The 26,028-nt window shown below is 37.6% G+C and carries 30 protein-coding genes; 17 read left to right on the top strand and 13 right to left on the bottom strand.

Annotated elements, in window-relative coordinates; genetic code table 11:
• Window positions 1-52 precede the first annotated feature (52 nt).
• The 3 genes from AC25Y1_RS15595 to AC25Y1_RS15605 all read left to right on the top strand — a co-directional run bounded on the left by AC25Y1_RS15595 (window position 53) and on the right by AC25Y1_RS15605 (window position 2,922).
• Window positions 53-289, top strand: coding sequence for a hypothetical protein (locus AC25Y1_RS15595; RefSeq protein ID WP_488148922.1), 237 nt, complete (start codon window positions 53-55; stop codon window positions 287-289).
• 560 nt (window positions 290-849) lie between these two features.
• Window positions 850-1,698, top strand: a complete 849-nt coding sequence (locus AC25Y1_RS15600) for a YiiX/YebB-like N1pC/P60 family cysteine hydrolase (RefSeq protein ID WP_488148923.1) — start codon at window positions 850-852, stop codon at window positions 1,696-1,698.
• A 27-nt stretch (window positions 1,699-1,725) separates the two neighbouring features.
• Entirely contained in the window at window positions 1,726-2,922 is a 1,197-nt protein-coding gene (locus AC25Y1_RS15605; protein ID WP_488148924.1) for a hypothetical protein, read from the top strand.
• Window positions 2,923-2,993: 71 nt separating this feature from the next.
• Here AC25Y1_RS15605 and AC25Y1_RS15610 read toward each other — a convergent pair whose 3' ends face one another.
• Both AC25Y1_RS15610 and AC25Y1_RS15615 read right to left on the bottom strand, forming a co-directional pair.
• Window positions 2,994-4,028 carry a DUF4097 family beta strand repeat-containing protein gene (locus AC25Y1_RS15610; protein WP_488148925.1) on the bottom strand — a complete coding sequence of 345 codons (1,035 nt, stop codon included), beginning with the start codon at window positions 4,026-4,028 and terminating at the stop codon, window positions 2,994-2,996.
• Window positions 4,021-4,344, bottom strand: coding sequence for a PadR family transcriptional regulator (locus AC25Y1_RS15615; RefSeq protein WP_488148926.1), 324 nt, complete (start codon window positions 4,342-4,344; stop codon window positions 4,021-4,023). Before AC25Y1_RS15615 ends, AC25Y1_RS15610 begins: the two co-directional genes overlap by 8 nt.
• A gap of 300 nt (window positions 4,345-4,644) precedes the next feature.
• On the opposite strand from AC25Y1_RS15615, the gene AC25Y1_RS15620 reads away from it, so the two are divergent.
• The gene (locus tag AC25Y1_RS15620) at window positions 4,645-6,036 is read left to right on the top strand and encodes a VanZ family protein (RefSeq protein ID WP_488148927.1); all 1,392 of its coding nucleotides are present in this window, start codon (window positions 4,645-4,647) and stop codon (window positions 6,034-6,036) included.
• Between the two features lie 182 nt (window positions 6,037-6,218).
• On the opposite strand, the gene AC25Y1_RS15625 is transcribed toward AC25Y1_RS15620, so the two are convergent.
• Window positions 6,219-6,554, bottom strand: coding sequence for a L,D-transpeptidase (locus tag AC25Y1_RS15625; RefSeq protein ID WP_488148928.1), 336 nt, complete (start codon window positions 6,552-6,554; stop codon window positions 6,219-6,221).
• A 163-nt stretch (window positions 6,555-6,717) separates the two neighbouring features.
• On the opposite strand from AC25Y1_RS15625, the gene AC25Y1_RS15630 reads away from it, so the two are divergent.
• The 5 genes from AC25Y1_RS15630 to AC25Y1_RS15650 all read left to right on the top strand — a co-directional run bounded on the left by AC25Y1_RS15630 (window position 6,718) and on the right by AC25Y1_RS15650 (window position 9,767).
• Entirely contained in the window at window positions 6,718-7,572 is an 855-nt protein-coding gene (locus AC25Y1_RS15630) for an AAA family ATPase (RefSeq protein WP_488148929.1), read from the top strand.
• Window positions 7,573-7,649: 77 nt separating this feature from the next.
• Complete coding sequence (locus AC25Y1_RS15635) at window positions 7,650-7,871, top strand: hypothetical protein (RefSeq protein WP_488148930.1); 222 nt, start codon at window positions 7,650-7,652, stop codon at window positions 7,869-7,871.
• A 143-nt stretch (window positions 7,872-8,014) separates the two neighbouring features.
• Complete coding sequence (locus AC25Y1_RS15640) at window positions 8,015-8,464, top strand: YhfM domain-containing protein (RefSeq protein ID WP_488148931.1); 450 nt, start codon at window positions 8,015-8,017, stop codon at window positions 8,462-8,464.
• Window positions 8,465-8,489: 25 nt separating this feature from the next.
• A complete protein-coding gene (locus AC25Y1_RS15645; protein WP_488148932.1) occupies window positions 8,490-9,071 on the top strand; it encodes a hypothetical protein in 582 nt (193 codons plus the stop codon).
• A gap of 246 nt (window positions 9,072-9,317) precedes the next feature.
• Window positions 9,318-9,767, top strand: coding sequence for a DUF4362 domain-containing protein (locus tag AC25Y1_RS15650; RefSeq protein ID WP_488148933.1), 450 nt, complete (start codon window positions 9,318-9,320; stop codon window positions 9,765-9,767).
• 525 nt (window positions 9,768-10,292) lie between these two features.
• Here the strand turns inward: AC25Y1_RS15650 and AC25Y1_RS15655 are convergent.
• Window positions 10,293-10,970 carry a DNA alkylation repair protein gene (locus AC25Y1_RS15655; RefSeq protein ID WP_488148934.1) on the bottom strand — a complete coding sequence of 226 codons (678 nt, stop codon included), beginning with the start codon at window positions 10,968-10,970 and terminating at the stop codon, window positions 10,293-10,295.
• Window positions 10,971-11,084: 114 nt separating this feature from the next.
• Here AC25Y1_RS15655 and AC25Y1_RS15660 point away from each other — a divergent pair, with 114 nt between their 5' ends.
• Both AC25Y1_RS15660 and AC25Y1_RS15665 read left to right on the top strand, forming a co-directional pair.
• On the top strand, window positions 11,085-12,764 hold the full coding sequence (locus tag AC25Y1_RS15660) for a MutS-related protein (protein WP_488148935.1): 1,680 nt from the start codon (window positions 11,085-11,087) through the stop codon (window positions 12,762-12,764).
• Window positions 12,765-12,891: 127 nt separating this feature from the next.
• A complete protein-coding gene (locus AC25Y1_RS15665) occupies window positions 12,892-13,800 on the top strand; it encodes a hypothetical protein (RefSeq protein ID WP_488148936.1) in 909 nt (302 codons plus the stop codon).
• Between the two features lie 173 nt (window positions 13,801-13,973).
• Here the strand turns inward: AC25Y1_RS15665 and AC25Y1_RS15670 are convergent, their stop codons facing one another.
• On the bottom strand, window positions 13,974-14,537 hold the full coding sequence (locus AC25Y1_RS15670; protein WP_488148937.1) for a hypothetical protein: 564 nt from the start codon (window positions 14,535-14,537) through the stop codon (window positions 13,974-13,976).
• A gap of 219 nt (window positions 14,538-14,756) precedes the next feature.
• On the opposite strand from AC25Y1_RS15670, the gene AC25Y1_RS15675 reads away from it, so the two are divergent.
• A complete protein-coding gene (locus AC25Y1_RS15675; protein ID WP_488148938.1) occupies window positions 14,757-14,966 on the top strand; it encodes a hypothetical protein in 210 nt (69 codons plus the stop codon).
• Window positions 14,967-14,985: 19 nt separating this feature from the next.
• On the top strand, window positions 14,986-15,120 hold the full coding sequence (locus AC25Y1_RS15680; RefSeq protein WP_488148963.1) for a hypothetical protein: 135 nt from the start codon (window positions 14,986-14,988) through the stop codon (window positions 15,118-15,120).
• A gap of 52 nt (window positions 15,121-15,172) precedes the next feature.
• Here the strand turns inward: AC25Y1_RS15680 and AC25Y1_RS15685 are convergent, their stop codons facing one another.
• Together AC25Y1_RS15685 and AC25Y1_RS15690 are read right to left on the bottom strand one after the other, a co-directional pair.
• Complete coding sequence (locus AC25Y1_RS15685; RefSeq protein WP_488148939.1) at window positions 15,173-16,162, bottom strand: ornithine cyclodeaminase family protein; 990 nt, start codon at window positions 16,160-16,162, stop codon at window positions 15,173-15,175.
• 18 nt (window positions 16,163-16,180) lie between these two features.
• On the bottom strand, window positions 16,181-17,458 hold the full coding sequence (locus AC25Y1_RS15690; protein WP_488148940.1) for an MFS transporter: 1,278 nt from the start codon (window positions 17,456-17,458) through the stop codon (window positions 16,181-16,183).
• Between the two features lie 120 nt (window positions 17,459-17,578).
• Between AC25Y1_RS15690 and AC25Y1_RS15695 the strand changes: the two genes are divergently transcribed.
• From AC25Y1_RS15695 to AC25Y1_RS15710, 4 genes are all read left to right on the top strand, one after another.
• The gene (locus AC25Y1_RS15695; protein ID WP_488148941.1) at window positions 17,579-18,127 is read left to right on the top strand and encodes a helix-turn-helix domain-containing protein; all 549 of its coding nucleotides are present in this window, start codon (window positions 17,579-17,581) and stop codon (window positions 18,125-18,127) included.
• A gap of 91 nt (window positions 18,128-18,218) precedes the next feature.
• Window positions 18,219-19,193 carry a proline dehydrogenase family protein gene (locus AC25Y1_RS15700; protein WP_488148942.1) on the top strand — a complete coding sequence of 325 codons (975 nt, stop codon included), beginning with the start codon at window positions 18,219-18,221 and terminating at the stop codon, window positions 19,191-19,193.
• A 156-nt stretch (window positions 19,194-19,349) separates the two neighbouring features.
• On the top strand, window positions 19,350-20,738 hold the full coding sequence (locus AC25Y1_RS15705) for a leucyl aminopeptidase family protein (RefSeq protein WP_488148943.1): 1,389 nt from the start codon (window positions 19,350-19,352) through the stop codon (window positions 20,736-20,738).
• Window positions 20,739-20,851: 113 nt separating this feature from the next.
• Window positions 20,852-21,097 (top strand): DUF3221 domain-containing protein, encoded by a 246-nt coding sequence (locus AC25Y1_RS15710; RefSeq protein ID WP_488148944.1) that lies wholly within the window; start codon window positions 20,852-20,854, stop codon window positions 21,095-21,097.
• A gap of 117 nt (window positions 21,098-21,214) precedes the next feature.
• Here the strand turns inward: AC25Y1_RS15710 and AC25Y1_RS15715 are convergent, their stop codons facing one another.
• The 6 genes from AC25Y1_RS15715 to AC25Y1_RS15740 are packed head-to-tail and all read right to left on the bottom strand — an operon-like array spanning window position 21,215 to window position 26,006.
• A complete protein-coding gene (locus AC25Y1_RS15715) occupies window positions 21,215-21,340 on the bottom strand; it encodes a hypothetical protein (protein ID WP_488148945.1) in 126 nt (41 codons plus the stop codon).
• Complete coding sequence (locus AC25Y1_RS15720) at window positions 21,333-22,274, bottom strand: TRM11 family SAM-dependent methyltransferase (protein ID WP_488148946.1); 942 nt, start codon at window positions 22,272-22,274, stop codon at window positions 21,333-21,335. The genes AC25Y1_RS15715 and AC25Y1_RS15720 overlap by 8 nt, the downstream gene beginning before the upstream one ends.
• Complete coding sequence (locus AC25Y1_RS15725; protein WP_488148947.1) at window positions 22,271-22,870, bottom strand: branched-chain amino acid aminotransferase; 600 nt, start codon at window positions 22,868-22,870, stop codon at window positions 22,271-22,273. Before AC25Y1_RS15725 ends, AC25Y1_RS15720 begins: the two co-directional genes overlap by 4 nt.
• 47 nt (window positions 22,871-22,917) lie before the next feature.
• On the bottom strand, window positions 22,918-24,495 hold the full coding sequence (locus AC25Y1_RS15730) for a YndJ family protein (RefSeq protein WP_488148948.1): 1,578 nt from the start codon (window positions 24,493-24,495) through the stop codon (window positions 22,918-22,920).
• Window positions 24,482-25,105: a DUF4166 domain-containing protein gene (locus AC25Y1_RS15735; RefSeq protein ID WP_488148961.1), complete on the bottom strand. Its 624-nt coding sequence runs from the start codon at window positions 25,103-25,105 to the stop codon at window positions 24,482-24,484. The genes AC25Y1_RS15730 and AC25Y1_RS15735 overlap by 14 nt, the downstream gene beginning before the upstream one ends.
• A 1-nt stretch (window position 25,106) precedes the next feature.
• Window positions 25,107-26,006, bottom strand: coding sequence for a DoxX-like family protein (locus AC25Y1_RS15740; RefSeq protein WP_488148949.1), 900 nt, complete (start codon window positions 26,004-26,006; stop codon window positions 25,107-25,109).
• Between the last annotated feature and the right edge of the window lie 22 nt (window positions 26,007-26,028).

The raw sequence follows: 26,028 nt of genomic DNA on the forward strand, positions 1-26,028 counted from the left end.
TGAATGAACTCGGGGATAATAAGAAAAAGAGCAGAACAGGAGGAAGGGTAAAGTGTTTAAAAAACCAGAAGATGCTCGTATGACTGAAGAGGAATCTGCAAATTACGGTCGAGAAATTGATGCGAAAAATGCAAAATATGAAAATGTCGAAATTATCGACAGCGAAAATGAGTTATCACTAGATGACATACCACCACCGATTTCTGAAGACGATATAAAACGCCGAGTCGGAGAACAGAATTACAAAAATATAAAAGACACTGGCGTCATGAATTCAATTAATAGTTAAAAGAAACCGAAGTAAAGAAGGAAGTCCAGGATATGTCGTCGAAAGAACAAGTACACGACATGAATTTAGTTTATGTTTACAGCGGACGAAGAATTCCTTCTTCACTGGGGACTTGAATGCGGATCCACAAAAGGTGGTACAACAACGGATTAGCAATAAGATACATGGTATTAAAATGGCAGTTCTATATAACAGTTAACCGTTATGTGGAATTGCTTTTTAATATGCACTCCCTTATTTATCGAATAAATAGAACTTTCGGAAATATGTTTTAGAAAGGGTGAAAAAATACGCTTTTTCAAAGAAAATGTCCCAAGTGATTGAGGTTAATTTTGCTAGTAGTATCGCATACTGTTAATTAAAGAGAGGAGGAGGTAATTCGCATAAAATAGAATAAATAGAAATAGTGGAGTTAATTTCCACCGCCGGTCACTAAAGCCAAAATAAATAGGTAAGTAAACGTTCTCGGGTTGCTGCCACCAGGTCATGGTTTTTATGTTGAGATGCCTCCTAATATCACGGGCCACGTTCAGCAAAAAAACATTTTGGAGGGGAATTTCATGAGAAGAATAATTTACTTGTCGTTTGTTTTCCTAATGATACTGTCCGGTAGTGGAATGAATGCATATGCATCAAACGTAGATAATAATGAGGGAGCAAATAAGGATTTTAACGTATTTGTCGAATCGAAAGTAACTGAAATTAGTCAGCTGATTAGTCAAAGTGCAAATGATTTGGAAGACAGAGCGAATGTCATCCATGAAGAAGTTGACGATTACGTCAAATCATTGTCTTCAAAAGAACTTGAAAATAATATGGATCTAATAGAAGTTTTAATTGAAAGTCTGGATGCGATTGACGAACAAGTTAATCTCAAAAATGAAGCGGAGAATGGCGTTACTGCCACATCCTGGCGCTATGGAGATATATTATATTACGGGATAGGCAATAAAAATGCAGTAGGAGAGAAATCTTTTACAGGCCATACTGCAGTATTATCCACAACAAATTATTTTGTCGTAGAAGCATCAAAATCTAAAGGTAGTGGAAATAAAGTGTTTCATTGGAATAGAACCAATATGTGGCAGGGCGCATCAGGTATTTTGCAATATAAAGTTACTTCGAAATTAGGAACAAATGCAACAGCAGCGCAGCGGAGAACTGCAGTCACTTATGGGTTAAATCAAGTCGGTAAACCTTACTCCATGCTAACATCGATTTTCGCTAGCGATAAATGGTATTGCTCTAAATTAACGATGAGAATGTGGTATAACGCTGGGTATGATTTGAGAGGGAGTAGAGGACTTACAATCGGAGGCATTATCGCCGTAATTCCGTATGATATAAGAATCGATTTAAATACGCGATTGCATAGAACTTGGGGAAGCGGTACACCAGGTTATTCTTGACCTAAATTATTGGAATGAGGATGAGGAATGAACAGGAAATTAGGTTTCTCTTTATTAAGTATTATTGTCATTGTGACAGTCACTGTCTTTTTTCAAGTATTTAAGAAGCAGAGTGAAGCGAGTACGCGCACTGTTATCAATGGCATTGAAAACTTTGCTGTTGAAACAACTGGAGCTGACGATCACTATTACTTGTTTTATCCGGCAGATCAACGTGTTTCACAGGGGTTCACGTTAGTGAAAGTAGTTTCGGCAACTGGAGAATTGATTAAAGAATTTGAGATTAAAGATGAGGATTTTAGACGCGCTGCCATTCACCAAAAGCCGAATCAGCCCAATCAATTATTCATTTCTCTTTTCGGTGAAGCCGTTGTAGAAGATTGGTACTATACGTATGACTTGGTGGAGAAAAAGTTTCAAAAGGTACCATTAACTTATTTCCAACGTAATGTTGGTGTCAATCATATTATGCATTACGGTCCTGATGTTTTATTTAACACGATAGCATCCCATAAAACAGGGGATCAGGACTATAATAGCCAAACCGGTGATTTTAAAATGTCTATTTCGAATTATACCAAGAAAAAAAGCTATGAAACGGAGTGGGGATACGCACCGGATTGGTCACCCATCTTACAATTCAACGATAAATTTATTTATGCAGGTAGCGGTCAGGTAAATGATGATGGAATTCCAGAAAATACATTTGTTGCGATTGCAGACCCCAAGCTAGAAACAGCAAAGTATATGAATTTTGATAGAAAAGCAGCGGAATTTGCACCGATTTTCACAACAAAAGAGAATGCCTATATTCTTGCAAATACAGGTGAACTATTCATGATGAACAAAGATTTAAGTTATGAAACATACAAACCTTACAAAGACTTACCAAAACAGGATGTATACTACAGTGCGGGTCAATTTCTAATGATAAACGATGAATTGGCTTTACAAGGTGTCCAACAGGACCAAAAAACTGTGCTTGGTTTGTTAACATTATCGAAGGAACCTCAGTTTAATATGCTAGAAAAAGACTATTTGAATCCAACAAACACTTATAAAATCTTATATCAAGACAATCCAAATAAGAGGATATATATCGTTGAAGGCGGCAGTGATGATGAAGATGGGAATCTACTCGTAATTGACAATACTAATTTTGATCTAATTCATAAAATTCCGATTGACTATCATTATCTGTTGGACATGATTATCAAGCAATAACCAAGAGAAAGAGCAGCTCCGATTGATGGTACTAAGAGGATCTGCTCTTTTTTAATCGCCAAGTAGGGCGTCTATCTAACTGTTATCCTTCCATTATCTGATTTCAATCGAATTATATTTTCCCCTGCGCCAAATACGGTGCGAGAGTTACGCTCCCCAAAAATATCGACACGCCCATGTCCGGTCTTTGAATGAATAGAAACGTTTGTTGGCTGGTTTTTAGATTCCATTAAAATGCTTCCATTATCTGTTTTCAAATCAACGTTCCGGTCTAGGTCTTCTGTTTGTAAACTGATTCGGCCATTGTCTGTAATTCCCACAATATCGCCTGTCACATATTCGAATTCAATTCGACCATTATCTGATTCAGCTCCGATACTTTCTGCATCTACATAGCTCATTTCAATTCGTCCGTTATCTGTTTTTGTTCTGACATGATCGGCCTCAACTTTTTCAAGGACAATGCGCCCATTATCCGTCTCGGCTGTTAGGGAAGTGGCAGCAATTTCTTTTAATTGAATGCGGCCATTGTCAGTGTTTGCTGTCACGGTCTTTCCAAGAATTTTAGTGGCTTCAATTCGCCCGTTATCCGTTTTCATCGCAAATGATTGGTATAATTTTGTTGGTATAAACACGTTAAGTGTCACCGCCTTCATATTAAAATTGAACATGAATAACCAATGGCGTAAACTTTTTAACCGAACAACTAAGGTCTCGCCGATAACTTCCGCAGTCAATTCAAGTTTCTCATTCGAGCCGATTAATTCCACAGTCGTTGTCGTGTCAAAAGAAGGTCTAACAAAAAGTGCGCCATGTTGAACATTAATATCGACATTTGTATAGCTGTTATCTGTAATTGTGATTAATTCATTACGAATTTCGGTAGGTGTTTCATTTTCATTTTCAACAAATGTATAAGAAGCGAGAAGGTCCTCAGCAATCTTTACAGGAGAGCCTAGAGAAGAAGCGATTTCATCGTCTGTTTTCCCATCTTCTCGTCCATTTGAAAAATATTCACGAATATCAATGAGGATATCGTCTCGCTCCTCTTCGGGTAAGCGACTTATCGCCGTTTCAAGTTCACTTATAAATTGATTTTCAGTCATTTCGCACACTCTCCTTGATTAATGTATTAACGCCATCCGTGAAGTTTCTCCATTCATCTAATTGCTCATGTAAATAAGTCCGGCCGGTATCCGTCAACTTATAATACTTACGCGGTGGCCCTTCTGTTGATTCTTGCAAATATGTTGTGAAATAACCTTCTTTTGTTAAACGGCGAAGTAACGGGTAAACTGATCCTTCAGAAATAGAAATCTGGTCGGATATCTTCTGAACAAGTTCATAGCCGTAGCGATCTTGTTTGTCTAAAAGGACGAGCACGCAAAGGTTTAATACGCCTTTTTTAAATTGTACATTCAACTTCAAAACGCTCCTTTCACTATTGGTTAATGAGTAGTACTAACTTATGGAATGTACTGATTAACAATAATATATCATATGGTACTGTTCAATGCAAGGTACTGATTTAAAATAATTCTCCATTTTTATTTCGGGTTCAGTTATCTTTTTAATGCCGATTGTGGTGATGAAGAAGCTTTCCAATTTAACCCTGAGGGAATTAAAGATCTATGATAGAATAATACAGAGTATACCAAATATTGTTATTTAAAAAATGGGCTATTAATTCATTTATTGGTTTTACATAAGGGAGATAAAAAAATGAGGGTAGAAGAAATCATTGGCATAGTTAGGGAATATTTTTATTTGGCATTAATAGCTTTAATTGCTTTGGGGATTATCTTTTTTCTAGCATATTTCATTGTTTATAAAAAAGTTTTAAGAGGGGAGAAAAGCCTTCCAAAGAAGCGAGTGCTTCTGCTAGGGATGTTTATTGGTTATGTTTTCATGGTTATTGGCGTGACTTTTATAAATAGGGGATCGAACTTTCCAGGTAGGATGGACTTATCCTTATTTTCATCATACCGAGAAGCTTGGTATGGTTTTAGTGCTAGAGATTGGCAGTCCCTCTATTTAAATATAGTCATGTTCATTCCGTTCGGCATTATCTTCCCATTATTACACCCACGCCTTCGAAAAGCAGTATGGACACTCGGGATAGCAGGGTTGTTTACTCTTCTTATTGAAAGCGTTCAGTTACTATCAGGTTACGGAATTTTTACAGTCGACGATTTAGTTAATAATTTGCTAGGGGCCATTATTGGATATGGCATCACGATGGGCATCATCAGTCTAAAAAAGAAGGGAATAAAGCAATCCTTTGTCTACTTTTCACCTTTACTGCTGGTGATTTTCTTATCGGGGAGCATGTTTACTTATTATGACTTAAAGGAATTTGGGAACCTCTCTATCGTGCCAGCTCATAAAATAGATATGAGACAAGCCACAACCACAATTGATGTAGAGCTCAACGACAGCAGCATGACTGTTCCGATGTATAAGGCACCAAGCTATACAAAAGGTGCTACTGACAAATTTGTCCGAGAATTCTTTGAGAGAATCCATGTAGATATATCGGACATGCAGGATATTTCCTATCCAGATCTAGGTATGTATCGAATTAATGGAGAGAATTCTTATCATATGTCACTCGAATTCCGAGATGGAAGTTATGGTTTAACGGATTTTTCAATGTTTGATGAAGGCATATCGCCTAAAGATGTTGATGAAGAAACCTTAAAAGAAGATCTAACAAAATTCGGCATAGACATTCCTCAAGAAACTAAGTTTCAAAAAGTTGATACTGGCGTGTATGAGTGGATAGTAGATAAAAAGGTAAGAGGGGACCAGTTGATAGACGGTTCGTTAACAGCAAGTTATTATAATGATCATACGGTGAAGGAAATCGAGAATCGGTTAGTTACCTATGAAAAAGTGAGAGACGTTCAAATAAAGAGCGAACAAGAAGCTTATCAAGAAATTTTAGAGGGGAAATTTCAAATTTTCGCTGAAAATAACAAGATCGATACCTTAAAGATCCATAAAGTAGAGGTAAGCTACTATTTAGATTCCAAAGGCTATTTTCAACCTGTTTATGCCTTCCAAAGTACAGTAGATGGGAAGGATGCGATTATCGAAGTTCCAGGAATCTAACTAGAATACGTAATTTCTGACTTCATCAATGGTCGACAAACGGCGCACTTCAGGAGTTAGAAGTGCGCTAATTCTTTATGTATAGGGCCATATTGTTGGAGAAAGCTAACCGGGCAGTTTAGTCGGTTTATATATCGTATTTTGACATAAACTGTCCAGTAAAGTGTACGAGGTTAACAGCGTCATTTATGAATGGCAACCGTAGTACCAATCGATACGTTAGACGATAATTCTAGAACATCATGATTAAAGATTCTAATACAACCATGGGAGACATCTTTACCGATTGAAGCGGGATTATTTGTGCCGTGTATTCCGTAATGAGGCTTTGAAAATCCCATCCAAAACACCCCGAATGGTCCACCGGGATTAAGTTGTTTGTTGATGATCGTATATGTCCCAGAAGGTGTTGGTGACAATATTTTTCCAACTCCAATTGGGTAAGTTTTTAGAAGCTTATTTCCATCAAAAAGTTTTAATTGATGGTGTGATGTAGATACGTCAATCCATTTCGCCATGAAGTATAACTCCTTTTTTGAGTATTGTATGAAGTAACCAAGGTATTTGTTAATTAATAGCGATTGATTGGACAGTTAATGAACTGTTCGTGTTAGAAGTAGGGAATTAAGGGCCAGATTACATTACAATTAGAAAACGATAAACTATACGAGGGGGAAGATTGTGGTTTATTTGAATTCCTTTTCATTTCCAGATGGGGAAATGGAATTTGACTTTATTATGAAAATAAAAAGAACGTGCTATGATTCGTTTTATCCGTTTAAAGTTTTATCGAGAAATGTTCTTGAAACGCTTCATTTTGAACCGGTGACTATTTTATATGGTGGAAATGGTTCTGGGAAATCTACTGCATTAAACGTGATAGCAGAAAAAACAGGAGTCCAACGTGATTCTATCTATAATAAAACTAATTTCTATTCTGATTATGTCAATATGTGTGAGATGCAGCTTAAAGCGGATATTCCTGAAAATAGCAGGATTATCACGAGTGATGATGTATTTGACTATATGTTGAATATCCGGAATCTCAACGAGGGAATTGACCAAAAGCGAGAAGAAATTTTCGAAGAGTATTTGAATGCGAAGTATTCCCATTTCCAGATGAAATCTATAGAGGATTATGAGCAGTTAAAAAAGGTGAACACCGCTAGAAGTAACACACAATCTCGTTTTGTGAGGAATGAATTGATAGATAATGTAAGGGGATATTCGAATGGGGAAAGTGCATTCCGGTATTTCACTGAAAAAATTGGCGATAATGGACTTTATATTTTAGATGAGCCGGAAAACAGTCTTTCTCCAAAACGGCAGATGGAATTGGTGAAGTTTATTGAAGACTCTGCCCGATTTTTTGGCTGTCAGTTTATTATTTCAACACATTCTCCATTTCTGCTATCCATGAGTGAGGCGAAAATTTATAATTTGGATGAAAGCCCTGTTAATGTGAGACAATGGACGGAATTAGAAAATGTCCGTACATACTATGAATTTTTTAAAAGACATGAAAACATTTTTTAAGGTTGCTGAAGATCATTAAATAGATCACATGGGTATATTGTAGAATAAGTAATTCACATAAAAGGGGTGTATAAAAAGTGGATATAATATTTTGGGCAGCTATCAGTTTCATCGTAATCGGATTTGTTGTTCTCGTTTCTATGAAAAAAAGCATGGAAAGAAAGCTAGCTTTAATAATAGAAACTGGGGAAGATGAAGAAGGTTCAAGAAATCCTATCATCTGGTGGATTACAGGAACCGTAATTTGGGGGATTGTGAGTATGTATCTGGTTGTGTCATTGTTTTCTAAATTCACTTAATTTAGCAAGCAGTGCTGGTACTAATAATTACTGTTTTAAAAAGGAGCCTAGGTGCTCCTTTTTTATTTTTATTTGGTTAGGATAATGGCGTGAAAATTGTAACTTTTGTTCACGACTATCGTCTATACCAACGAGGTGAAATTATGAAAAGACTTATTATTTCATTTATCGCAATTGGCCTTGTATTAGTTGGATGTAGTCAAGTTGCTACAAATCGTAGTGACGAAAAATCTGATACAACAAAACAGCGGGTTTATACCAGTTCTTGGGATGGTCATCCTATAATCGTTGAACAAAGAAATAGTAACGAAACCTACGAAACTGTGTATGAGATAACTGATACCGATGAAATGAAAAAACTAATTAAGGCGTTAGAAAATGCAGACTGGCAAGAAAATGTGCAAGTTGATATAGGGCCACCAGACTATCGTTTCACATGGAATTCTTTTAACCATAGCGTTTGGATCAATCAAGAGTATGAAAGGTTAGAACTTTTAATTGAAGGACAATCAAATTATGGAACTTTGACATCGGATTCTTCTGACATTGTTTTTGAAATCTTAACAGGAAAAAAACTTGAAGATTTCAAGTAAGGAATAATAAGTGTGGGGGCGTATTTTGAAGACCATTTTACTTACAGCTAAAAATTACTTATATCTAATTTTAATAATCTTATCAGCGATATATCTAGTGTTAAGATTGACATCGATTGTTTTGGTAAAGGGTTTTGGTTTCGTTATTTTTTTAAGGAATTCTGAAATAAACTTAATGAATATTGCACCCACAACGGATATTATAATAAGCGCTATCTGTTTTACGATACCCTTTATATACTTTAATGGTATTAAACGTATCGTTATTTCTTTTATAGGCTGTTTACTATTTACGTATTCCGTTTTAATGTGGTTACCCATGATGGCTTTCTCACTAAGTCTTTCTCCAATTGAAAGTCCTTCTCTAACTGGTAAATATGCTGTGACCCAATATAGTAATCGTAATGACTCAGGAGAGAAGATATTACGAATTGAAGTTTATAAACAGCAATATCCTCTTCTTTATAAACTTGGAGCCAAAGAAAGTGAAGTCTTTTCAGTAAAAGATGATCATGAAACAATCGATTTGTTCGAGAAAAATTTTTATAAATTCAATGAAGATAAAAAATCTTTATCTTATGGGAAAATGAAAGTCCAGTTGAAATAGTGCCCATATCATACAATATTCGGGTTCCGATGAAGGAGTGGGCGACGTGAAGTGGGTAAACAGTAATTGGTTCGAAAAAGTTTTTTTGACTGTATGTTGGCTACTTTTAGCCTGGTTTACCTTAGGAGTTGTAGTGTTAGGCGGTTACATTTTTTTGTTATTTATCAGTGAGCTTCAAAAGTAATTTAATTTGATAGTACTAGTTGAAAAAGATATGTCTAATTACAAAAGAGGTGGGGTACAGCGATGAAAAAGATCATGATTATATTTATTTTGTTTATATCGATCTTACTTACTGGTTGTCAAAACACAGAAAACTCAATAATTAAAAATCATGAACAAGATATTCCAGATTATACACCTGCACCTGAAGATGTTATAGATATGCACGGGGAAATTAAAAACCTAGAGGGATTTAGGGAATTCCTGAGTAATGTTGAAAAAGGGAAGGCGGGTAATCTGCGCGTAGTTCGCTATACAGAAGAAGGTGACCCGATGCTTCATGATCTTGAATATGATGGTGAAGTAATAAATTCAACAACAGACACACGGCGAGATGGATTTGGTGAAGGAAGCATTATTCATACGACTTGTACTTCGATTGAGGTAGTCGAAACTACTGAGAGAACTGATTATCTTCTTGAAGGTTGCAAAGATCCGATAGATAATACCGTTTTAGTCATTTGGGAAAAATGAATAACTATTTTTCCATTAGTAAGTTAATATATTCGGATATAACTGGTATAGTCTAATGAAGGGTGTTTTATTATTTTGTAACATTGCAGATGGTTAAATGAGTAAAAGTTATTCTTATTTCAAAAGGGGGTAAGTTCCATCGAGGAAGAAGAGTTTTTTTCTAATCAGCAAAAAAAAGTAGATACAAAAAGAATAGTATATAAAGAGCTGGGCTTTATGGTATTGGGCATTATGTTTTTTCTTCAATATTTTAAAATAATTGCGTATCTAGAGAACCGTTATATATACGGAACAGGTTTGCCTGATATCGGTATACCTATCTTGATTTTTGTTGGAATCCCACTGTCCTATTTTTCTGCGAAAATTTTAGTGAAATTAATTAGAAAATTAGTATAGATGGTATGATTTGTGTGTTAATTGATGCATAGTATTTAAATGACCACTAATTCATATACGAATTAATGGTCTATTTTGTGTTTTATTTTATACCAGTGAACTGAAAGAGTTTTCATTTTATCATCCAATTCATACCTTAAAATGTTTCAACGCTTCCCGCTTACTCAACGGTTTCAATGGATGTTCCGCTACAAATGCTTTGACACTTTCCGGGTTCGTCTTGGCGTATTCCCGTAACACCCAACCAATTGCTTTTTGGATGAAAAATTCTTTGGACTCCATATGTTGTTGAATAATCTCAAAAACTAAATCGGAATTCGTTGCCTGTTTAAATTTCAATTGATGGAGAATCGCAGCTCGGTTCGTCCACATATTATCGGACGCTGACCATTCCATCATCACTTTTTCACCAGCTTCAGGATTTGCTCTTACAATATCGCCAACAAATTTCGGTGTAATCGAATCCACACTATCCCACCACGACTTTGTTTCAATCAGCCTGCGTAGCTCAGGTAAATCTTCGATCGACAAATGTTTCTTCATTTTCTCCAAAAGAAAAAATGCCGCATACTGGTATTCGCGTTCTGGTAGTTCATACAACTTCCATACTTCTTCAAACAACTGGTCAGGTTCAGGCAATGCATGTTCTGCAACAAATTCACGCAATAATTGTGTGCGAAGGGGGCTTTTAATGCCCATGAAAGTGAAATGGTTTTTCATATACGCCGCCATCGGGCCAGCTTGTTCCTCATTACGATTCGCCTCAAATAACTCAACGATACCTTTATAATCCCAATCCTTTTTCAATCAAACCACCCCCAACTTATTACTTAAAGTGTAGCACAAAATTAGTCTTTTGAAACTTTCAGACAGTTCAATCGTAGTAGTAGTTAAGGAATAGAGAGAGCGGGGGTGTTTCGATTGGATCCATTTATCATTATAGTAATCGGCATTCTTATTTTTATAGCGTATTACTTCCTAACAAGAAACAAGAAGAAACTAGAAAAGTTACGAAGAGAATGGGAAACAGGGGAATTTTTTTCATTAAGTGAAGATAGACAATCCTTAGCTTCTTATTGGTTAAATAAGAAAAACAACAGTGAAAGTTATGCAGGGGTAGACGAGCTGACTTGGAATGATTTAGCGATGGATGAGATCTTCAAAAAGTTAAATTATACGCAGTCGAGCGTCGGCACAGAATATTTATTTAATCAGCTTCGCGATATCGATCCAAAACTTGAAGGGGTAAATGAAAAAGAAGAACTTTATATGTTACTTGCTACCAACCATGAGTTAAGGGAGCAAGTACTGCTCATTCTGTCTGGGCTCGGTAAAGTCGATCATACGAACTCTTCTTCTTTTTTTCATGAACATCATCACAAGAAAATCGATCATTCATACCTGTACATCATTTTAGCATTGCTGCCTGTAGGGGCTATTGCCTTCATGTTTTTCAATTTCATGTATGGTATTTCAAGCTTGTTTATTGCGTTTACCATCAATATGCTTATCTATTATCGCAACAAAAATCAATTAGAAAACAAGTTATTTTCAATTACATACGCAGCTGCTATCATCAACACAGGTAAGAAGTTATCAGCGATCAATCAGGTAGAACTTGATCCTGCGTCGATTGGAAAAAATATAAAGCCTCTGAAGAAGGTTTCGTTTTGGGGCATGATGGTTTCAACTGGTGGGGGCGGGGAATTCGATTTTTTATCCGAGTATATTCGGATGTTATTCATGCTGGATTTCATCGCCTACAACCGTATTGTCCAAACATTATCAGATCATGAAGAGGAGTACCGCCTTGTGTGGGAACGGATTGGGGAATTGGATGCAGCCATCGCTGTTGCGTTTTACCGTAAATCACTCGATAGCTATTGCAGACCTGCATTTATCGATGATGAAAAAATTTCATTCGAAAATATAGCCCATCCCCTTATAGCTAATCCAGTTACGAATACATCTACGTTGGGGAAAAGCACTCTTGTCACCGGATCTAATGCTTCCGGAAAATCAACTTATATTAAAGCAGTCGCGATCAACGCGATTTTGGCACAAACAATTAACACCGTATTAGCAGATAAGTGGGCGATGAAACCAAGTTATATTGTTACCTCAATGGCAATTCAAGACAATGTTTTAGACGGGGATAGTTATTTTATTGCTGAGATTAAATCACTAAAACGGATTATCAGACTGATAGAAGAAGGAAAACCGGTCATTTCATTCATCGATGAAATTTTAAAAGGCACGAACACAATCGAGCGGATCGCCGCATCAGCTTCAATGTTGGAATGGCTTTCATCAAATAAAGGCATGAACGTCATTGCATCTCATGATATCGAACTCACTGAAATCGCGAGGAACATTTATACGAACTATCATTTCAGGGAATCGATTGAAAATGGTGAGGTGTTGTTTGATTATAAAATTCATGAAGGCCCATCTATCACGCGCAATGCCATTAAACTTCTAGAAATACTCGCTTATCCTGAAAGTATTACAAGGAACGCTAATAGCTTGGCAAAGCACTTTACGGAATGGCGAAATTGGCATGAAATCAAAGGGAATGGAGTCGAAACATGGAATTCATAGCATTGGCATTCGCTGGCGCAGCATTTGCATTTACTACGGATTTAATGACTAAAAAATAAGAAACTCACCGAAAGAATTGAAGCACTCGAGGAAAAATTAAATAAAAATGAAAAGTAGGAAATAAGCAATGAACATAAAAATAAAACCCATGAAGAAACAAGTAAACGCATGGATAGAAAAATACGTCCCAGAAAAAGATTTGTTTTTCTTACGCGAAGAAGATCTAAAAATAGTTCAGGATAAGTTAGAGGGAACACTTCTGATACCAAGAGCAGAGTTTTCAAATCATACTTCCTACAATAAAATTCAATGGGTCAATAGCTATGAAAATTGGAGTATATTAGGAGATGCACAATATGTGATTGTTGCACAGCCAACTTGGATAACAGCACTACCCTATCCAACAAAAGAAGCATTGTTTCAAATCCAACATCAAGTGGGGAGGGGGTTGATTTTCCCCATAACATACTTTTCTAAAACAGAGGCCATTCCGGAAGAATATGTGATTCAAGTAGCTGAAGAGCAGTTTGTAATGATTCAACATGACATGTGGGGGAAGCTACCCGATAGATATAAGGAGGAAGTTTTAAATACGTATGCGCAGCTTTGGGATGATTGGACATCAATAGAATGCCCGTCTTCGATACCCAAACATCTAAAAAAATATGCAAATACATTTTCCGCTAATGCAGGCGCCAACTGTCTTGCGGCCGTATTGTATGCAATTAGCGCGAATCCAATTAAAGACGAATGGATCATACATGAATGGGTTCACGGTGAAACCTTCACAATGGGATTACGAAATGCTTCTTATTCTCTTACGGATGATCAATTTCAAGCAACCGATGTTGTGGTATGGGTGAATGAAGAAGAAGTTATTCAACACGCAGCTTATTGTATTGATGGTCAGTTGTTTTTTAATAAAAATGGACAAACTTTTTTCAATCCGTGGAAAATTGTTGATTGTGATGAATTAAAGAAAGAATGGGAAAAATATACACCACGTGTTTATCGTAACTTTTTCATAGACGGGTAAGTGATTTCGACGGATGGGGAACACTTGCATTAATAAACGCAGATCTTGCACATGGTAAAAATAGGAGCGGGTTAAACTGGTTTTTTATTTCACTACCCAAAAACGGTTCTCGGCCTTTTTGTTTAATTAATTTGACTCGTTAGCTCGAAAAAGAGATATCGAAATTTGTAATATTATTTAACGGAAAATGAAAAGGCGTAGTTTGCTTTCCCTTTAAAATCCCCATCCCATTTAACTGTAGCGGAGTAATAGTATCTACCAGGCACTTTCGGTATGGTGAACAAATATCGACTAACGGTATCCACTTCATCGTTGGATTCTACAACTACGTCGGATTCTTCTCCCTTATAAAGTTGTACAAGATCGATTCTATCTACCTTTCGTAAATTTGGGGCAGATGGAGAATAAGCATGAGCAGAAGGCGGACCTAAGTCCATTGAAATTGTATCTCCTTGCTGAACAGTCATGGAAGTGTATCCTAGTAGTATTTCAATGGGTTTATCGGGTTCGAAATCACATGTTTTTCCTTCTTCTTCCCAACAATATTTATCAAGTACAGTGAATGTGATTCCATCATAAGAATCGGGACCGACAATAAGATCCGGTGGTTTACCCAATTCTTGGCTAAGAGTTAGTAGTGGCTCTGTAGGCGGTTTCACTTCAGCTTTATCATTCTGAGAACAAGCAACTAAAAATATGGCTAGTAAAGCAGTGAATAAAATGCTAATCTTTTTCAAATCAACCCTCCTTAATCACAATTTTCAATTAGTTCTGATTATAGCATAAGATAGATAGGCTTTCAATTAAGACGCAAAAAATAATGTAAGGTACCCACTAGCGTTGCATATCAGTAAAAAAATGTAAGGTAGCCTAAATATGGAACTGGATTCAATAGTTTAATAACTGTTCACGTCGAAACATTCACACTTGGTTTGCAAAATGCTTCCTATTCTCAAGTGGATGAGCATTTTCAGGCAAACGGCGTCGTTATCTGGGTGAACGAAGAAATTATCCAGCACGCAGCCTACTGTATGGATGGTCAGTTATTTTTCAATAAAAACGGACAAACATTATTCAATCCGTGGAAAATCGTTCATGGGGATGAATTAAAGAAAGAGTGGGAAAGATACACAATGCGTGTTTTTCGAAAGTCTTTCAACACGTAAATTATAGGAGTGATGCAATATGGATAATGGTTATTTTGTAGGCTGGGGGACACTTGCGTTGATCAATGCAGGCTTAGCACAAGGCAAAAATAGAAGTGGATTAAATTGGTTTCTTCTATCATTATTGTTAGGACCCCTGCAACATTCATTTTAGTCATATCAGATAAGAAATAAAAAGGACACCGCGATGGTGTCCTTTCATCATTTCAAATCTCAAATTGAACCCCAATATCTTCGCTCTCCGCTTTCCGATAAACCCCTTGCGCAACGGCCATATCAAAATAAGCAGCGCCGACAGACTTAAAGAAAGTAATTTCTTCGTCATCGGTACGACCATCCACACGATTGGTGATCAAATCCTTCAACTCACCGTGAATATCATCAAACGACCAATTCGGCTGCGTCGCTGCGTGTATTAATTCGCCAGCTTCTTCGGTAACACCTTCAAGATCATCGACGACAATCTTACTTGCACGTTGAAGGAATTTGAAATCTACTTCTCGCATATGCGGTAAATACGATCCAACCCCATTTACATGCGTACCTGGTTTAACATCGTCTCCGTTAAAAACAGGTTCTGTGGATCTCGTACTACAACAAATAATATCCGCCTGTTTAACGGCTACGGAGACATCTCGTTCAACTGAAATCACAATGTCATCGTTAATTCCGAATTCACGAAGCTTTTCACCGAACTTCACTGCTTTTTCTTCAGTCGGATTGACAAGTAGAATCTCTTTGATGTCTCGAACTTCAAGTACAGCAAGGACTTGTTCAAATGCCATTCCACCCGTACCAATCACCGTTAGAACGGAAGCATCAGCACGTGCGAGTTTTGCTGTTGCCAATCCACTTAATGCACCCGTGCGCAAACGCGTTAAATAAGAAGCATTCATTAACGCTAAATGTTCACCGTTTTTTGCATCCGTTACGAGAAGAACACCTTGTGTTGTCGGCTTTCCAATAGATGGATTATTGGGGAAAATCGAGACAGCTTTCATCGTCGCAATTTCTCCCACCAAATCTGCACTTGGCATGTAAATAGAAGATGCCTGATACGCTGGAAATTCCAACACTGTACGCGGTGGGTTTTCTACTTTATCGTTCGCTTTTGCATGAAGAACTTGTTCAATATCTTTTAACGCCTCGTTCATTTTATAAACCTTTTGAATTTCTGTTTCATTTAATAAAAGCATTGAATCATCCTTTGCTAGTTAAATATCTAGTTCTTGTCCCCGACGGTCTTTAACGCTCCATATTGCAAGAAGTGACACGACCGCTGTGAAAACAATGTAGAGGGCGACAGGTATATATGAATTGTTGAATGTTAATAAGAGTGAAGCAGCAATTAAAGGTGCTGTTCCGCCGGCAAGTGCCGCACCAATTTGATAACCTAGTGAGATACCTGTATAGCGTACTTCTGCTGAGAATATTTCAGAAAACATAGTGCCCAGTACAGCTGTAATTGGTGCCCAAATAATACCTAAACCTAATACAGTTGCAATGACAAGAAGCACAACGGATCCTTGATTTACCAACCAAAAGTATGGGAACGCGTAAAGTGCCATTGCGATTGTTCCATAAACATATAATGGTTTTCGTCCGACACGGTCTGACAATGCCCCCATTATAGGGATCAAAATTGTGGTAACGATGGTTCCAACCATGACAGCATTCAAGGTTGCTGTACGTGAAAATCCTAAATTTGTCGTTGCATAGGAAACAACGAATGTTCCGAAAATATAGAACGGAGCTGTTTCAACTACCTTAGCACCGATGGCAATAAGAACTTCGCGCCAATGTGTTTTAAGTGTTGTGACTAGCGGTATTTTCGGGATTTCTCCTTTTTCCTGAACGTTTTTAAAGGATGGTGTTTCGTCAATTCCTTTACGAATCCATAGTCCAAATACCACCAATAGGGCACTTAATATAAACGGTACACGCCATCCCCAAGTCATGAAAGAATCTTCAGGAAGAAGTGTCATAATTGAAAGTGCAACTGTTCCTAGAAGCATTCCGATGGTAATTCCCATCTGGGGAATACTTCCATAGAGTCCACGTTTTTCTGGAGGTGCATATTCAACTGCTAATAATAACGCACCGCCCCATTCTCCGCCAATCCCCAATCCTTGGATTAAGCGCAACGTAATTAATAGAATCGGTGCCCAAATTCCAATCGCTTGATATGTAGGTAATAATCCCATTCCAAATGTAGCAATCCCCATAATGCTTAACGTAAGCACCAAAGTCTTCTTTCGTCCAATTCTATCCCCGATATGACTGAAGATAATTCCCCCAAATGGACGGATGAAAAACGCTAATGCGAATGATGCAAACGCTAGGATTGTCCCGATTGCTGGATCTTCTGTCACAAAGAAAAGTTGGTTAAAAACAAGTGCTGCAACTGTTCCGTACAGAAAATAGTCAAACCACTCAATTGAACTACCAACAAGACTGGCGACAAGAACGCGGTTCATTTTTTTCTTCTCCATACTAATTCCCCCTTTTGTTGAAACGTAAAATGAAGTACAATTGAAGTAATACTTCAATCTTATATTTGTATCATAGCGTATTAAAATATTCTGTCAACATCTATTTTTAGGAGGGATTTAGTGCAACCGAAAAACTTAGGTGAACGATTAAAGGAAATACGGAAACAAAAACAAAAGACATTAAAGAATTTATCTGAAGAAACAGAGCTGTCAATTAGTTTTTTATCACAACTCGAAAGAGGGAAATCTTCTGCTACTTTAAAAACGCTGAAAAAAATATCGATTGCACTGGATGTCAATCCAAGTTATTTTTTTCAACAAGACCATGAGGACAACTATCAGAACCATACACTCACGGAACGATTAACTGAAAATCAATTCTATTATAAGGACTTGAGTAGCAATTTTTTAGCGCCAGCTTTTGCACCACTCTTAATTGTCATGAAACCCGGTCAAAGTGAGGAAGATTTAATGACGCATATTGGGCAAGAATTTATCTATATGCTTGAAGGACAATTAACCGTGCAGATAAAAGATAATATTCATACACTCAATCCGAACGAATCAATTATGTTTAACTCAATGGACCCACATTACTGGTATAATTATACGAACAAAGATATTCGGTTCTTATGTATTTCATATGATCGGAGAACTGATTTAGAGTAACTGTATTAAAAAATGTTTGAAATATCGCTTTGAAGCTATATTATTAAGAGTAGGAATACAATATATCACGTATAGAGTAGGGGTAGGAAAAATGGCTTTAGTTAGAGATTTCTTTATGGGATTATCCCAAAACCAATTATTAAACAGTGCTGCGAAAAAATATGGTCTCAAATTAGGCGCGCAGAACGTTGTCGCAGGAACAAATGTTGAAGAAACAATTGAGAGTATAAAAAAATTGAATGCGCAAGGAATTTCTTGTACGGTGGATAATTTAGGCGAATTTGTCTATGAAAAAGAAGAAGCTACTGAAGCAAAAGGAAGTATCCTCGAAGTTATAGAAGCGATTCACACGCACGAAGTGGATGCACATATTTCATTAAAGCCATCTCAATTGGGTCTTGATATTGATTATGACTTTTGTTTGGGCAACTTAAGAGAAATTGTGGAGAAAGCGAATGGTTATGGAATATTCGTGAACTTCGACATGGAAGACCATGATCGTCTTCAGCCTTCTTTTGATATTTTAGAAACATTGTCAAAGGACTATCCTAATATTGGAACAGTCATTCAAGCTTATTTCTTCAGAGCCAAAGAAGACATTGAGAAATATAAAGATTTTCGTCTTCGAATTGTAAAAGGTGCTTATAAAGAGCCAATCGAACTTGCCTACCAAGATAAGGCGACGATCGATGAAAATTATATTGAGTTAATTGAATGGCATTTATTGAACGGTAAATTTACATCCATTGCAACACATGATCACCATGTGATTAATCATGTAAAACAATTTGTTAAAGAACATAACATCTCAAACGATCAATTTGAATTCCAAATGCTTTATGGTTTTAGAACGGATATGCACCAAGAATTAGTGAAAGAAGGCTATAATTTCTGTGTTTATGTACCCTTTGGAAATGACTGGTACGGGTACTTTATGAGACGCCTTGCAGAAAGACCTCAGAATTTAAATCTTGTTGTCAAACAAGTCTTTACCAAGAAAACAAACACAATGATTGGTCTTGCTGCTGGTGCATTTTTAGTGGGAAGATTGACGAAAAGAAAATAACATTAAATAACTGTCCAGAGAGGTGTGAACACTCACCTTTACTGAACAGTTTTTCTTTTCAAGGAAATTGGTAATAGAAGAAATGTCTAGCAAATGTTATACTAACTGTAGGAAATTTTCAGATAGAAGTGTCACAAGAAAATGGGGGAATAAGTCATGTCAAATGAAGTAAAAGTTATTTTTGAAAGCAATGCAGCAATTGCGGAAAATGAAACAGTTAAGAATTTCGTGAAAAACAGTCCAGCTGGACATTGTTCCGTTTTACTGAAAGACGAACATTATGTGGTTATTAAAAATGATGAAAAAGCACCTGTAAGCTTGGAAAAAGTTCGCGCAACCGCTGGAAATATTGCACGCGATCTAGGCAACCGGAAAGTAGAAACAGCATTCGTAGACGCTGACGATCTTGAAGCTGGTTTTGCAGAATTGGCTAAAGAAGATGTTCTTACGGCATTTGTTGAAGGTTGGAACCTTGGTGCTTATCAGTTTGTTACCTATAAACCAAGCGTGACACCATTCCGTACAGCGCTTGAAGTTGAAGGCGACGGGCAAGTACAATCAGCCGTTACGACAGGGAAAATACGTGCAGAGGCAACAGCATTCTCACGAGACCTTATGAATGAAGTATCAAATGTACTTAATCCAGAAACATTCCCAGAAGTACTAAAAAAACAATTTGAAGGCACAGATGTAGAAGTAAATGTGTTGGATAAAGATAAACTCGAAGAAATGGAAATGAATGGTGTACTGACAGTCGGTCGCGGAAGTACATATAAACCTGCATTCGTTGAACTTGTTTACAAAGGCGACGAAACGAAGCCACTCGTAGCACTTGTAGGTAAAGGGGTTACGTTCGATACAGGTGGCATTAGTTTGAAGAGCGGTAAAGACTTAAGCGATATGCGTATGGATATGGGCGGCGCTGCGGCAGTTGCGGGCGCGATGACATTACTTGCAAAAACAAAAGCGAAAGCGAACGTCGTGGTCTTAATTCCAATCGTGGAAAACATGCCAGACAATACGTCTGTTCTACCAGGCGAAGTCATCACATACAAAAATGGTTTGACAGTTCAAGTCGGAAACACCGACGCAGAAGGCCGTCTCATTTTAGCAGATGCCTTAATTCGTGCAGGCGAATTAAATGCGGAGTATATCGTCAATATTGCGACTCTTACAGGTGCAGTTGTTAATGCACTTGGAACTGAATTAGGTGGCGTCTTCGGAGACGCAGAACTGTCTGCTGAACTGAAAAAAATCGGCGATCAAAACGGTGATTTTATCTGGCCAATGCCATTAGTTGAAGCATATGACAGCTCACTCGACAGTGATTATGCGGATCTGAACAACATCAGTTCATTAAACGTCGCAGGCTCAATTACAGCGGGACTTTTCCTTCGTCGTTTCGTACCAAAAGAAAGCAAATGGTTGCACGTTGATATGGCAGGCGTCATGGACAAGAGTAAAGCGTCCGGCTATTATGCGAAATCTGCAACTGGATACGGCGCGAGATTATTAGCTGACTTTACAACTTTCGTTTCGAAATAAAGGTAAGAGGAGGATACGACCTGAGACTCTTTGTTGCGGTTGTTATCGTATTATTTCTAATAGGTTGTACAAGTAACAATTCAACTGTGGAAACTACTATTGATACGAACGATTTGACAAAGTTTCACGAGGATAAATATTTCGATGCGTATATACTCTCAAAGTCTTGGAACTCATTTTCCGTCGTGGACGATTTAGATAATAAAAGCAGTAAAAAGATTGTAACGATGGCAAACAGTGATGATAAAAGTGTCATTAGATCATTGAAGAAAAAGCAGAAAGTTAGAATCTGGTTTGATTATTTAAGAGAATCTTTGCCCGGGAAAACGACAGCATATCGTGTTGAAGTAATGGAGTGAGCATTCTAATTTATGCTAGCTGAATTTCCGACTGTAAATAATGAAAATGCTCAGTACCATCGCGTACTGAGCATTTTTTTATTCAAAAGTAGTTAACATATTAAGAAACGGAAAATCTCAATTCATAATTTTGACGAAAGCGACTAAAGCCGTCATGCAAACGACCAATCCACACCCACAAACGACTAAAACCTCATCACAAAAACCGCGCCACCATCCCGCGCGGTCCAACAATTCACTCACAAACCAGAACTTGCCTCACAAACAATCCTTTTTTCGCTTCACAACGGTCTGAAATCGTAAATCCAACCTCTTCAATCATATGATCAATCGTATCAATCGTCACAACGATAGCTCTCTTCGCAATTCGACGCGCTTGACGTAAGATATCGAGTTGGTCTTCAGGTGTTGCTTCGGAAAAAATATTATACGGCATATCAATAATCGCGACATCATACGTTTCAGAAACATCCGCAATTGCTCCGTGTTCGACATCCCCTGAAAGTCCAAAGTATGTAATATTCTCTTTCGCTGGTTCAATCACCAGCGGGTTAATATCACGACCGACAATGTCAATTTCCATCGAAAGTGCCTCGACGAGTACATTTCCAATGCCGCAACAAGGGTCAATTACTTTTAACCCATCTGGATAGGGGACAGCGATATTTGCAACAGCTCTTGCAACACGCGTGCTTAACGCGGTGGAATAGCTATGCGGTTTTTTCTGGTGACGGAACCAAACCGATTCGCTTTCCGTGTACTTTCCGAAATACCAATGTTCGTCAAGCACGAGAAAGCCATAAACGCTTTCTGGATGAAACAAGTCCGGTTCGCCGTTAATTTGCAAGCCAATTTCACGTTCGATTTTACGACGATCCGCATGTTCAATCTTTTTCGTCGAATCGAGATCCATCGTATTCATACAACCAACTTTAAATGTCGTACCCTGCAAGTCGAGTTGCCCAACTTGTTGAACTAGACTTTCCCAACTATCAGCCGTGTATAGAACTTCGAGCCGCTCTTTCATAAATGGACTCCGACTTGGGTCGATGTTAACATCACCTAGCAATACATTCGTTTCAGAATGAAATCCAAAAAAAGAACGCATTTCTAATTTGCATAAGTCGTATTCATCCCCATGCCGTACATATGTGTAAATGAATGTAGGACTGGTCATTCGGCATCCTCGATTTCCGCAACCATTGAAAAGACAAACGAGTAGATGAGATTATACGCTTCTAAAAATGTCATGTCTTCACTAAATCCAGCTGCATAATTCAGCGCGAAATTCATATCAAATAAGCCGTCATTTCCAGAGAAAGCTACACTGTACTTTCCTTCTTCTCCGTTTAAATTAGCATCTAGATAATCTTGGATTCGTGATTCGTACTTCTTTTTCATTTTCAAGCCAAACATTGCTGTGAAAGTCTTAAATACATCATCAATTTCCAAAGAAACGGCATCGATTCCAACCAAGTCAAATGATTTCGATTCGACGTATAAAAATTCTTCGATATGCGTCTTCAAATGATCAATCTTGGTTTCTAAAAACTTTGGCGTTTCCACAATGATGAGCGCAACTGTATCTTTTTGACAACGCTCAAGATAAGCGTCTGAAAATCGGGACGCCGCGTCTTTTAAAACGACTTCAACACCAGTAGGGAGGAGTTGGTGTTTTTCTGCATATTGTTTTTCTTCTTTATGTAACTCAATTTGTGGGGGTTCAGTTTGCACTAATTCTGCAATATATTGTTCCAGTTGTTGTTTTAACATCTAGGTTCACTCCTTATTCTTCCGTAGTCTATCCTATCACAATTTTTCTAGAACGGTCGTTCAATCGAACTCCGCTGGATTGAATAAATTATTGAGAGAAATGGAATTTTAAAAATCCACATTTTATGTTTCGCATTAAGTGATCCATCCTCAGTTTCATGCACAAAAAAATCTTCTTCAATCGGTAATTTAAAAACCTTTTTCTTTACTGCTAAATATATCCCGGCGTCTGAAGTCGGGGAACTAAGTTTTTTACTTGTAAGTTGCAAGTCACTTCCATGTTGCATTAAATCCAACACACCAATCATTGCTGAAAATGGCAACGGCAAAGCGATATTCATATAAGTACGTCCCGCGTTTTCATGAATGGAATAAAGTGCGACAAATGCTGTCTCATCATCAACTTTTCGAACCCATGCACGAACATTTTCACGACCATCGAATTCTTCATCAACTGAATGAATAGCACCTGTCATTTCAATTTGTTGTCGATGCAAAGGTAAATTAATTTGTTGCATTTTCCGACTCATTAACTTGTATATAAGGGCGAAAGGCATAAACCAAGTATGCCATTTTACAGTAGAAAATAAGCGGTAGTCCATCGTGTTTTCATAGAAGTCAATGACCTTTGGTGAAAGCGTTTTGTAATCGAGTTCAAACACTTTCATACTATCAATTAGCCCGGTATTATGAAGTTTATTTTCAACTAAAAACTTGCCACGAATCTTGCTTACTGGAAATGTCGGCGTTAAAGTAGTTTCAGAAACGGACAGCGACCAGCCAATTAATCCAATCAATGCGAATAATACACAGTTTAGTAAACCATGAAAACGTAACATGAAATCAATGGAAACCGTAACAAGTCCAAACCCGTTTCCAAGCGCATAAAACAACGAGAAAACAATAGTCAATCCAAGTGCTGCAAATGAAATGCGAACGAACCATTTTTGGATACGACTTCGGAAGGGAGTTTTCCAAGTGAGATAGAGTAAACCGTATAAGCCGAACATGTAAAGTATCACTGAAAGAAGTTCTATCCACCGTGAAAACGTAATTCCAATGGCGACAACCATCGGAGAGAGTAGAATGATCGTACAAATTACATGATAAAAAGTAGTTTTGTAGAGTCTCCCTAAAAATCCGATGAAAATTGGCAATAAAAACGCGGAGTAATGAAAGTGAATGGCAGTTAACCAAGTGATCAATGGCGTAAAACCTGTATCGATGCCCACCACATAAGCAAAGTACCATCCACCGCCAAAAGCTAAGTAAATGAGCCCGCTATCAATCGCAAACTCTTCCAATCTCGTAAATCCTCTTGTCAGAAAACGAGACAATCCATAGCATGCAATGATCACGGTGAAAAGTAAATAAACACCAGCCAAAAGACCATCCCATTTAGAAGTCGTTAGTTGAAGTAGTCCAACAGAAACATAAGCAGGTATAGCAAAGTAATAATAATACCTCGAGAACCAATCCCCCTGGACCATAACGAGTCTTAGCGCAATCGGAACATACACTAGTTGCGCAACGGTTAGCAGTAGAAATGGCCATAGATTCGTACCGAAAAGAAACACAAGAGCAACTAGCAGTATATGTATAAGTGCAAAATTACGCATCTTCATCGGCAGAAAACTCTCCTTCATATGAGAATACTGTCCCGATTAAAGGATTTTTCACGTTCACGGTAATCTGGTAACATTCTCGTTCATCCAAATATTTCTCAGTCACAGTAGCAAGAGCTTGAAAAAATCTTGGAAGGGGTGCTTCAAATTTTCCGAGAACAAGCTTTTGATTCAAAGAGGTAATCTCTAAATGTCTCTTATCAGTCACTGTAAACTTCAAATCAGCATACACGATATACGGTTCTCCTAAATAATCTTTAATAACGAGTCGTTCTTCATCAAGACTCATCAATGCATTGAAAAATCTTTTTTTATTGCCAAAGTGAAAAATACGTTCCCAATGGACATGACTTTCACCGTCTTCAGTAATATAGGAAGTATTCGTAATTGAAAACGGAATCGATTTTCCGCTTTCAGGAAAGAGTAACTTCCATTTTGTCCCGATTTGAAAAAGGGGATAGAGCCATTTGGGGCCACCTTTTATTTCATTCATAATTCCAGTGGCTTTGAAAACAGTGCCTGCTGATAAGTCGTATCGCTTTTGAAGCATCGGATGCAATTGAGAAAAATCATTTCCCATTACCTTTTCAAATAGAGCCAATTTAAACACCTCATCGTTTTCTAAGACAACTTTTAGCAGACGGTACATCCTTCGATAGCAAGAATCCAATCACCGAAAGAATAATAAGCGAAAGATTGAACGTCACCGGATTGAATGGGTGAATCGCTGTTTCAGGAACGGAAACGATCGCGGCAATCGTTAATAATGGAAACAAAATCAGCTGCAACATAAACAAATGATCCTTTCGACGATAGAAAAGCCATAAAAGGCCAAATAGTACTTCTAAAACACCAATCAGCAACACTGCTAAAGTTACTAAACTATCCGAAATGGCAAAAGTATTCCCAACCATTGCACGTTCAGCGGGATGCATGCCAATAATTTTTGGAATTAACCCTTGATACAGCCATATAAAAGCGAATGCTAAAGTAATCATGTACGTACTGAAAAATCGGATGTACTGGGTGGTGGGGGTCTCACCTTTTTCAAGCCATCTTTTTAACACATCAAAGCTTAGGGCAGTTGCCCAGCCAATAAGTGGACGGAAAACAAACTTGTCGACTACTTTTCCGGCTTGACCAAAATTGACGTCATAATCATATTGCGTTAGGAATTTAACGGAATCGTCTAGTTGTTCATATTTCCAATACCCTCGACCTTCACGAATAGGCGAGAGCTTTTGATTGGTGCCAAAGTGAAGAGAAGAAGATCTAAGCCTATTGTCTTGAAATGATCCAACACTTTTTCCCCATCCTTCAACTTTATAAAACGGGCCAACTGTTCTTGTATAAGTAAAATGTTGGGCTTCGTTTTCGTTTTTCGGTAAGTAGGTAATGGAGGAAAAACGAAGATCCCATTGTTCGTGTAATTGTGGATTTTGAGATGCTTCCCATAACTTATCAAGTTCAGCGTGAATTGGAATTTCAACATAAATCGGCTTCGATTTCATGCGCTACCCTCCTGTTTTCATG

The sequence above is a fragment of the Sporosarcina sp. Y1009 genome, assembly GCF_057669865.1.

Excerpts from the sequence above, each read along its gene's own strand:
- AC25Y1_RS15600 (WP_488148923.1), top strand. The coding sequence starts at position 850 with ATGAGAAGAATAATTTACTTGTCGTTTGTTTTCCTAATGATACTGTCC.
- AC25Y1_RS15605 (WP_488148924.1), top strand. The coding sequence starts at position 1,726 with ATGAACAGGAAATTAGGTTTCTCTTTATTAAGTATTATTGTCATTGTG.
- AC25Y1_RS15610 (WP_488148925.1), bottom strand. The coding sequence starts at position 4,028 with ATGACTGAAAATCAATTTATAAGTGAACTTGAAACGGCGATAAGTCGC.
- AC25Y1_RS15620 (WP_488148927.1), top strand. The coding sequence starts at position 4,645 with ATGAGGGTAGAAGAAATCATTGGCATAGTTAGGGAATATTTTTATTTG.
- AC25Y1_RS15625 (WP_488148928.1), bottom strand. The coding sequence starts at position 6,554 with ATGGCGAAATGGATTGACGTATCTACATCACACCATCAATTAAAACTT.
- AC25Y1_RS15640 (WP_488148931.1), top strand. The coding sequence starts at position 8,015 with ATGAAAAGACTTATTATTTCATTTATCGCAATTGGCCTTGTATTAGTT.
- AC25Y1_RS15650 (WP_488148933.1), top strand. The coding sequence starts at position 9,318 with ATGAAAAAGATCATGATTATATTTATTTTGTTTATATCGATCTTACTT.
- AC25Y1_RS15665 (WP_488148936.1), top strand. The coding sequence starts at position 12,892 with ATGAACATAAAAATAAAACCCATGAAGAAACAAGTAAACGCATGGATA.
- AC25Y1_RS15680 (WP_488148963.1), top strand. The coding sequence starts at position 14,986 with ATGGATAATGGTTATTTTGTAGGCTGGGGGACACTTGCGTTGATCAAT.
- AC25Y1_RS15685 (WP_488148939.1), bottom strand. The coding sequence starts at position 16,162 with ATGCTTTTATTAAATGAAACAGAAATTCAAAAGGTTTATAAAATGAAC.
- AC25Y1_RS15690 (WP_488148940.1), bottom strand. The coding sequence starts at position 17,458 with ATGGAGAAGAAAAAAATGAACCGCGTTCTTGTCGCCAGTCTTGTTGGT.
- AC25Y1_RS15700 (WP_488148942.1), top strand. The coding sequence starts at position 18,219 with ATGGCTTTAGTTAGAGATTTCTTTATGGGATTATCCCAAAACCAATTA.
- AC25Y1_RS15705 (WP_488148943.1), top strand. The coding sequence starts at position 19,350 with ATGTCAAATGAAGTAAAAGTTATTTTTGAAAGCAATGCAGCAATTGCG.
- AC25Y1_RS15720 (WP_488148946.1), bottom strand. The coding sequence starts at position 22,274 with ATGACCAGTCCTACATTCATTTACACATATGTACGGCATGGGGATGAA.
- AC25Y1_RS15725 (WP_488148947.1), bottom strand. The coding sequence starts at position 22,870 with ATGTTAAAACAACAACTGGAACAATATATTGCAGAATTAGTGCAAACT.
- AC25Y1_RS15730 (WP_488148948.1), bottom strand. The coding sequence starts at position 24,495 with ATGAAGATGCGTAATTTTGCACTTATACATATACTGCTAGTTGCTCTT.
- AC25Y1_RS15740 (WP_488148949.1), bottom strand. The coding sequence starts at position 26,006 with ATGAAATCGAAGCCGATTTATGTTGAAATTCCAATTCACGCTGAACTT.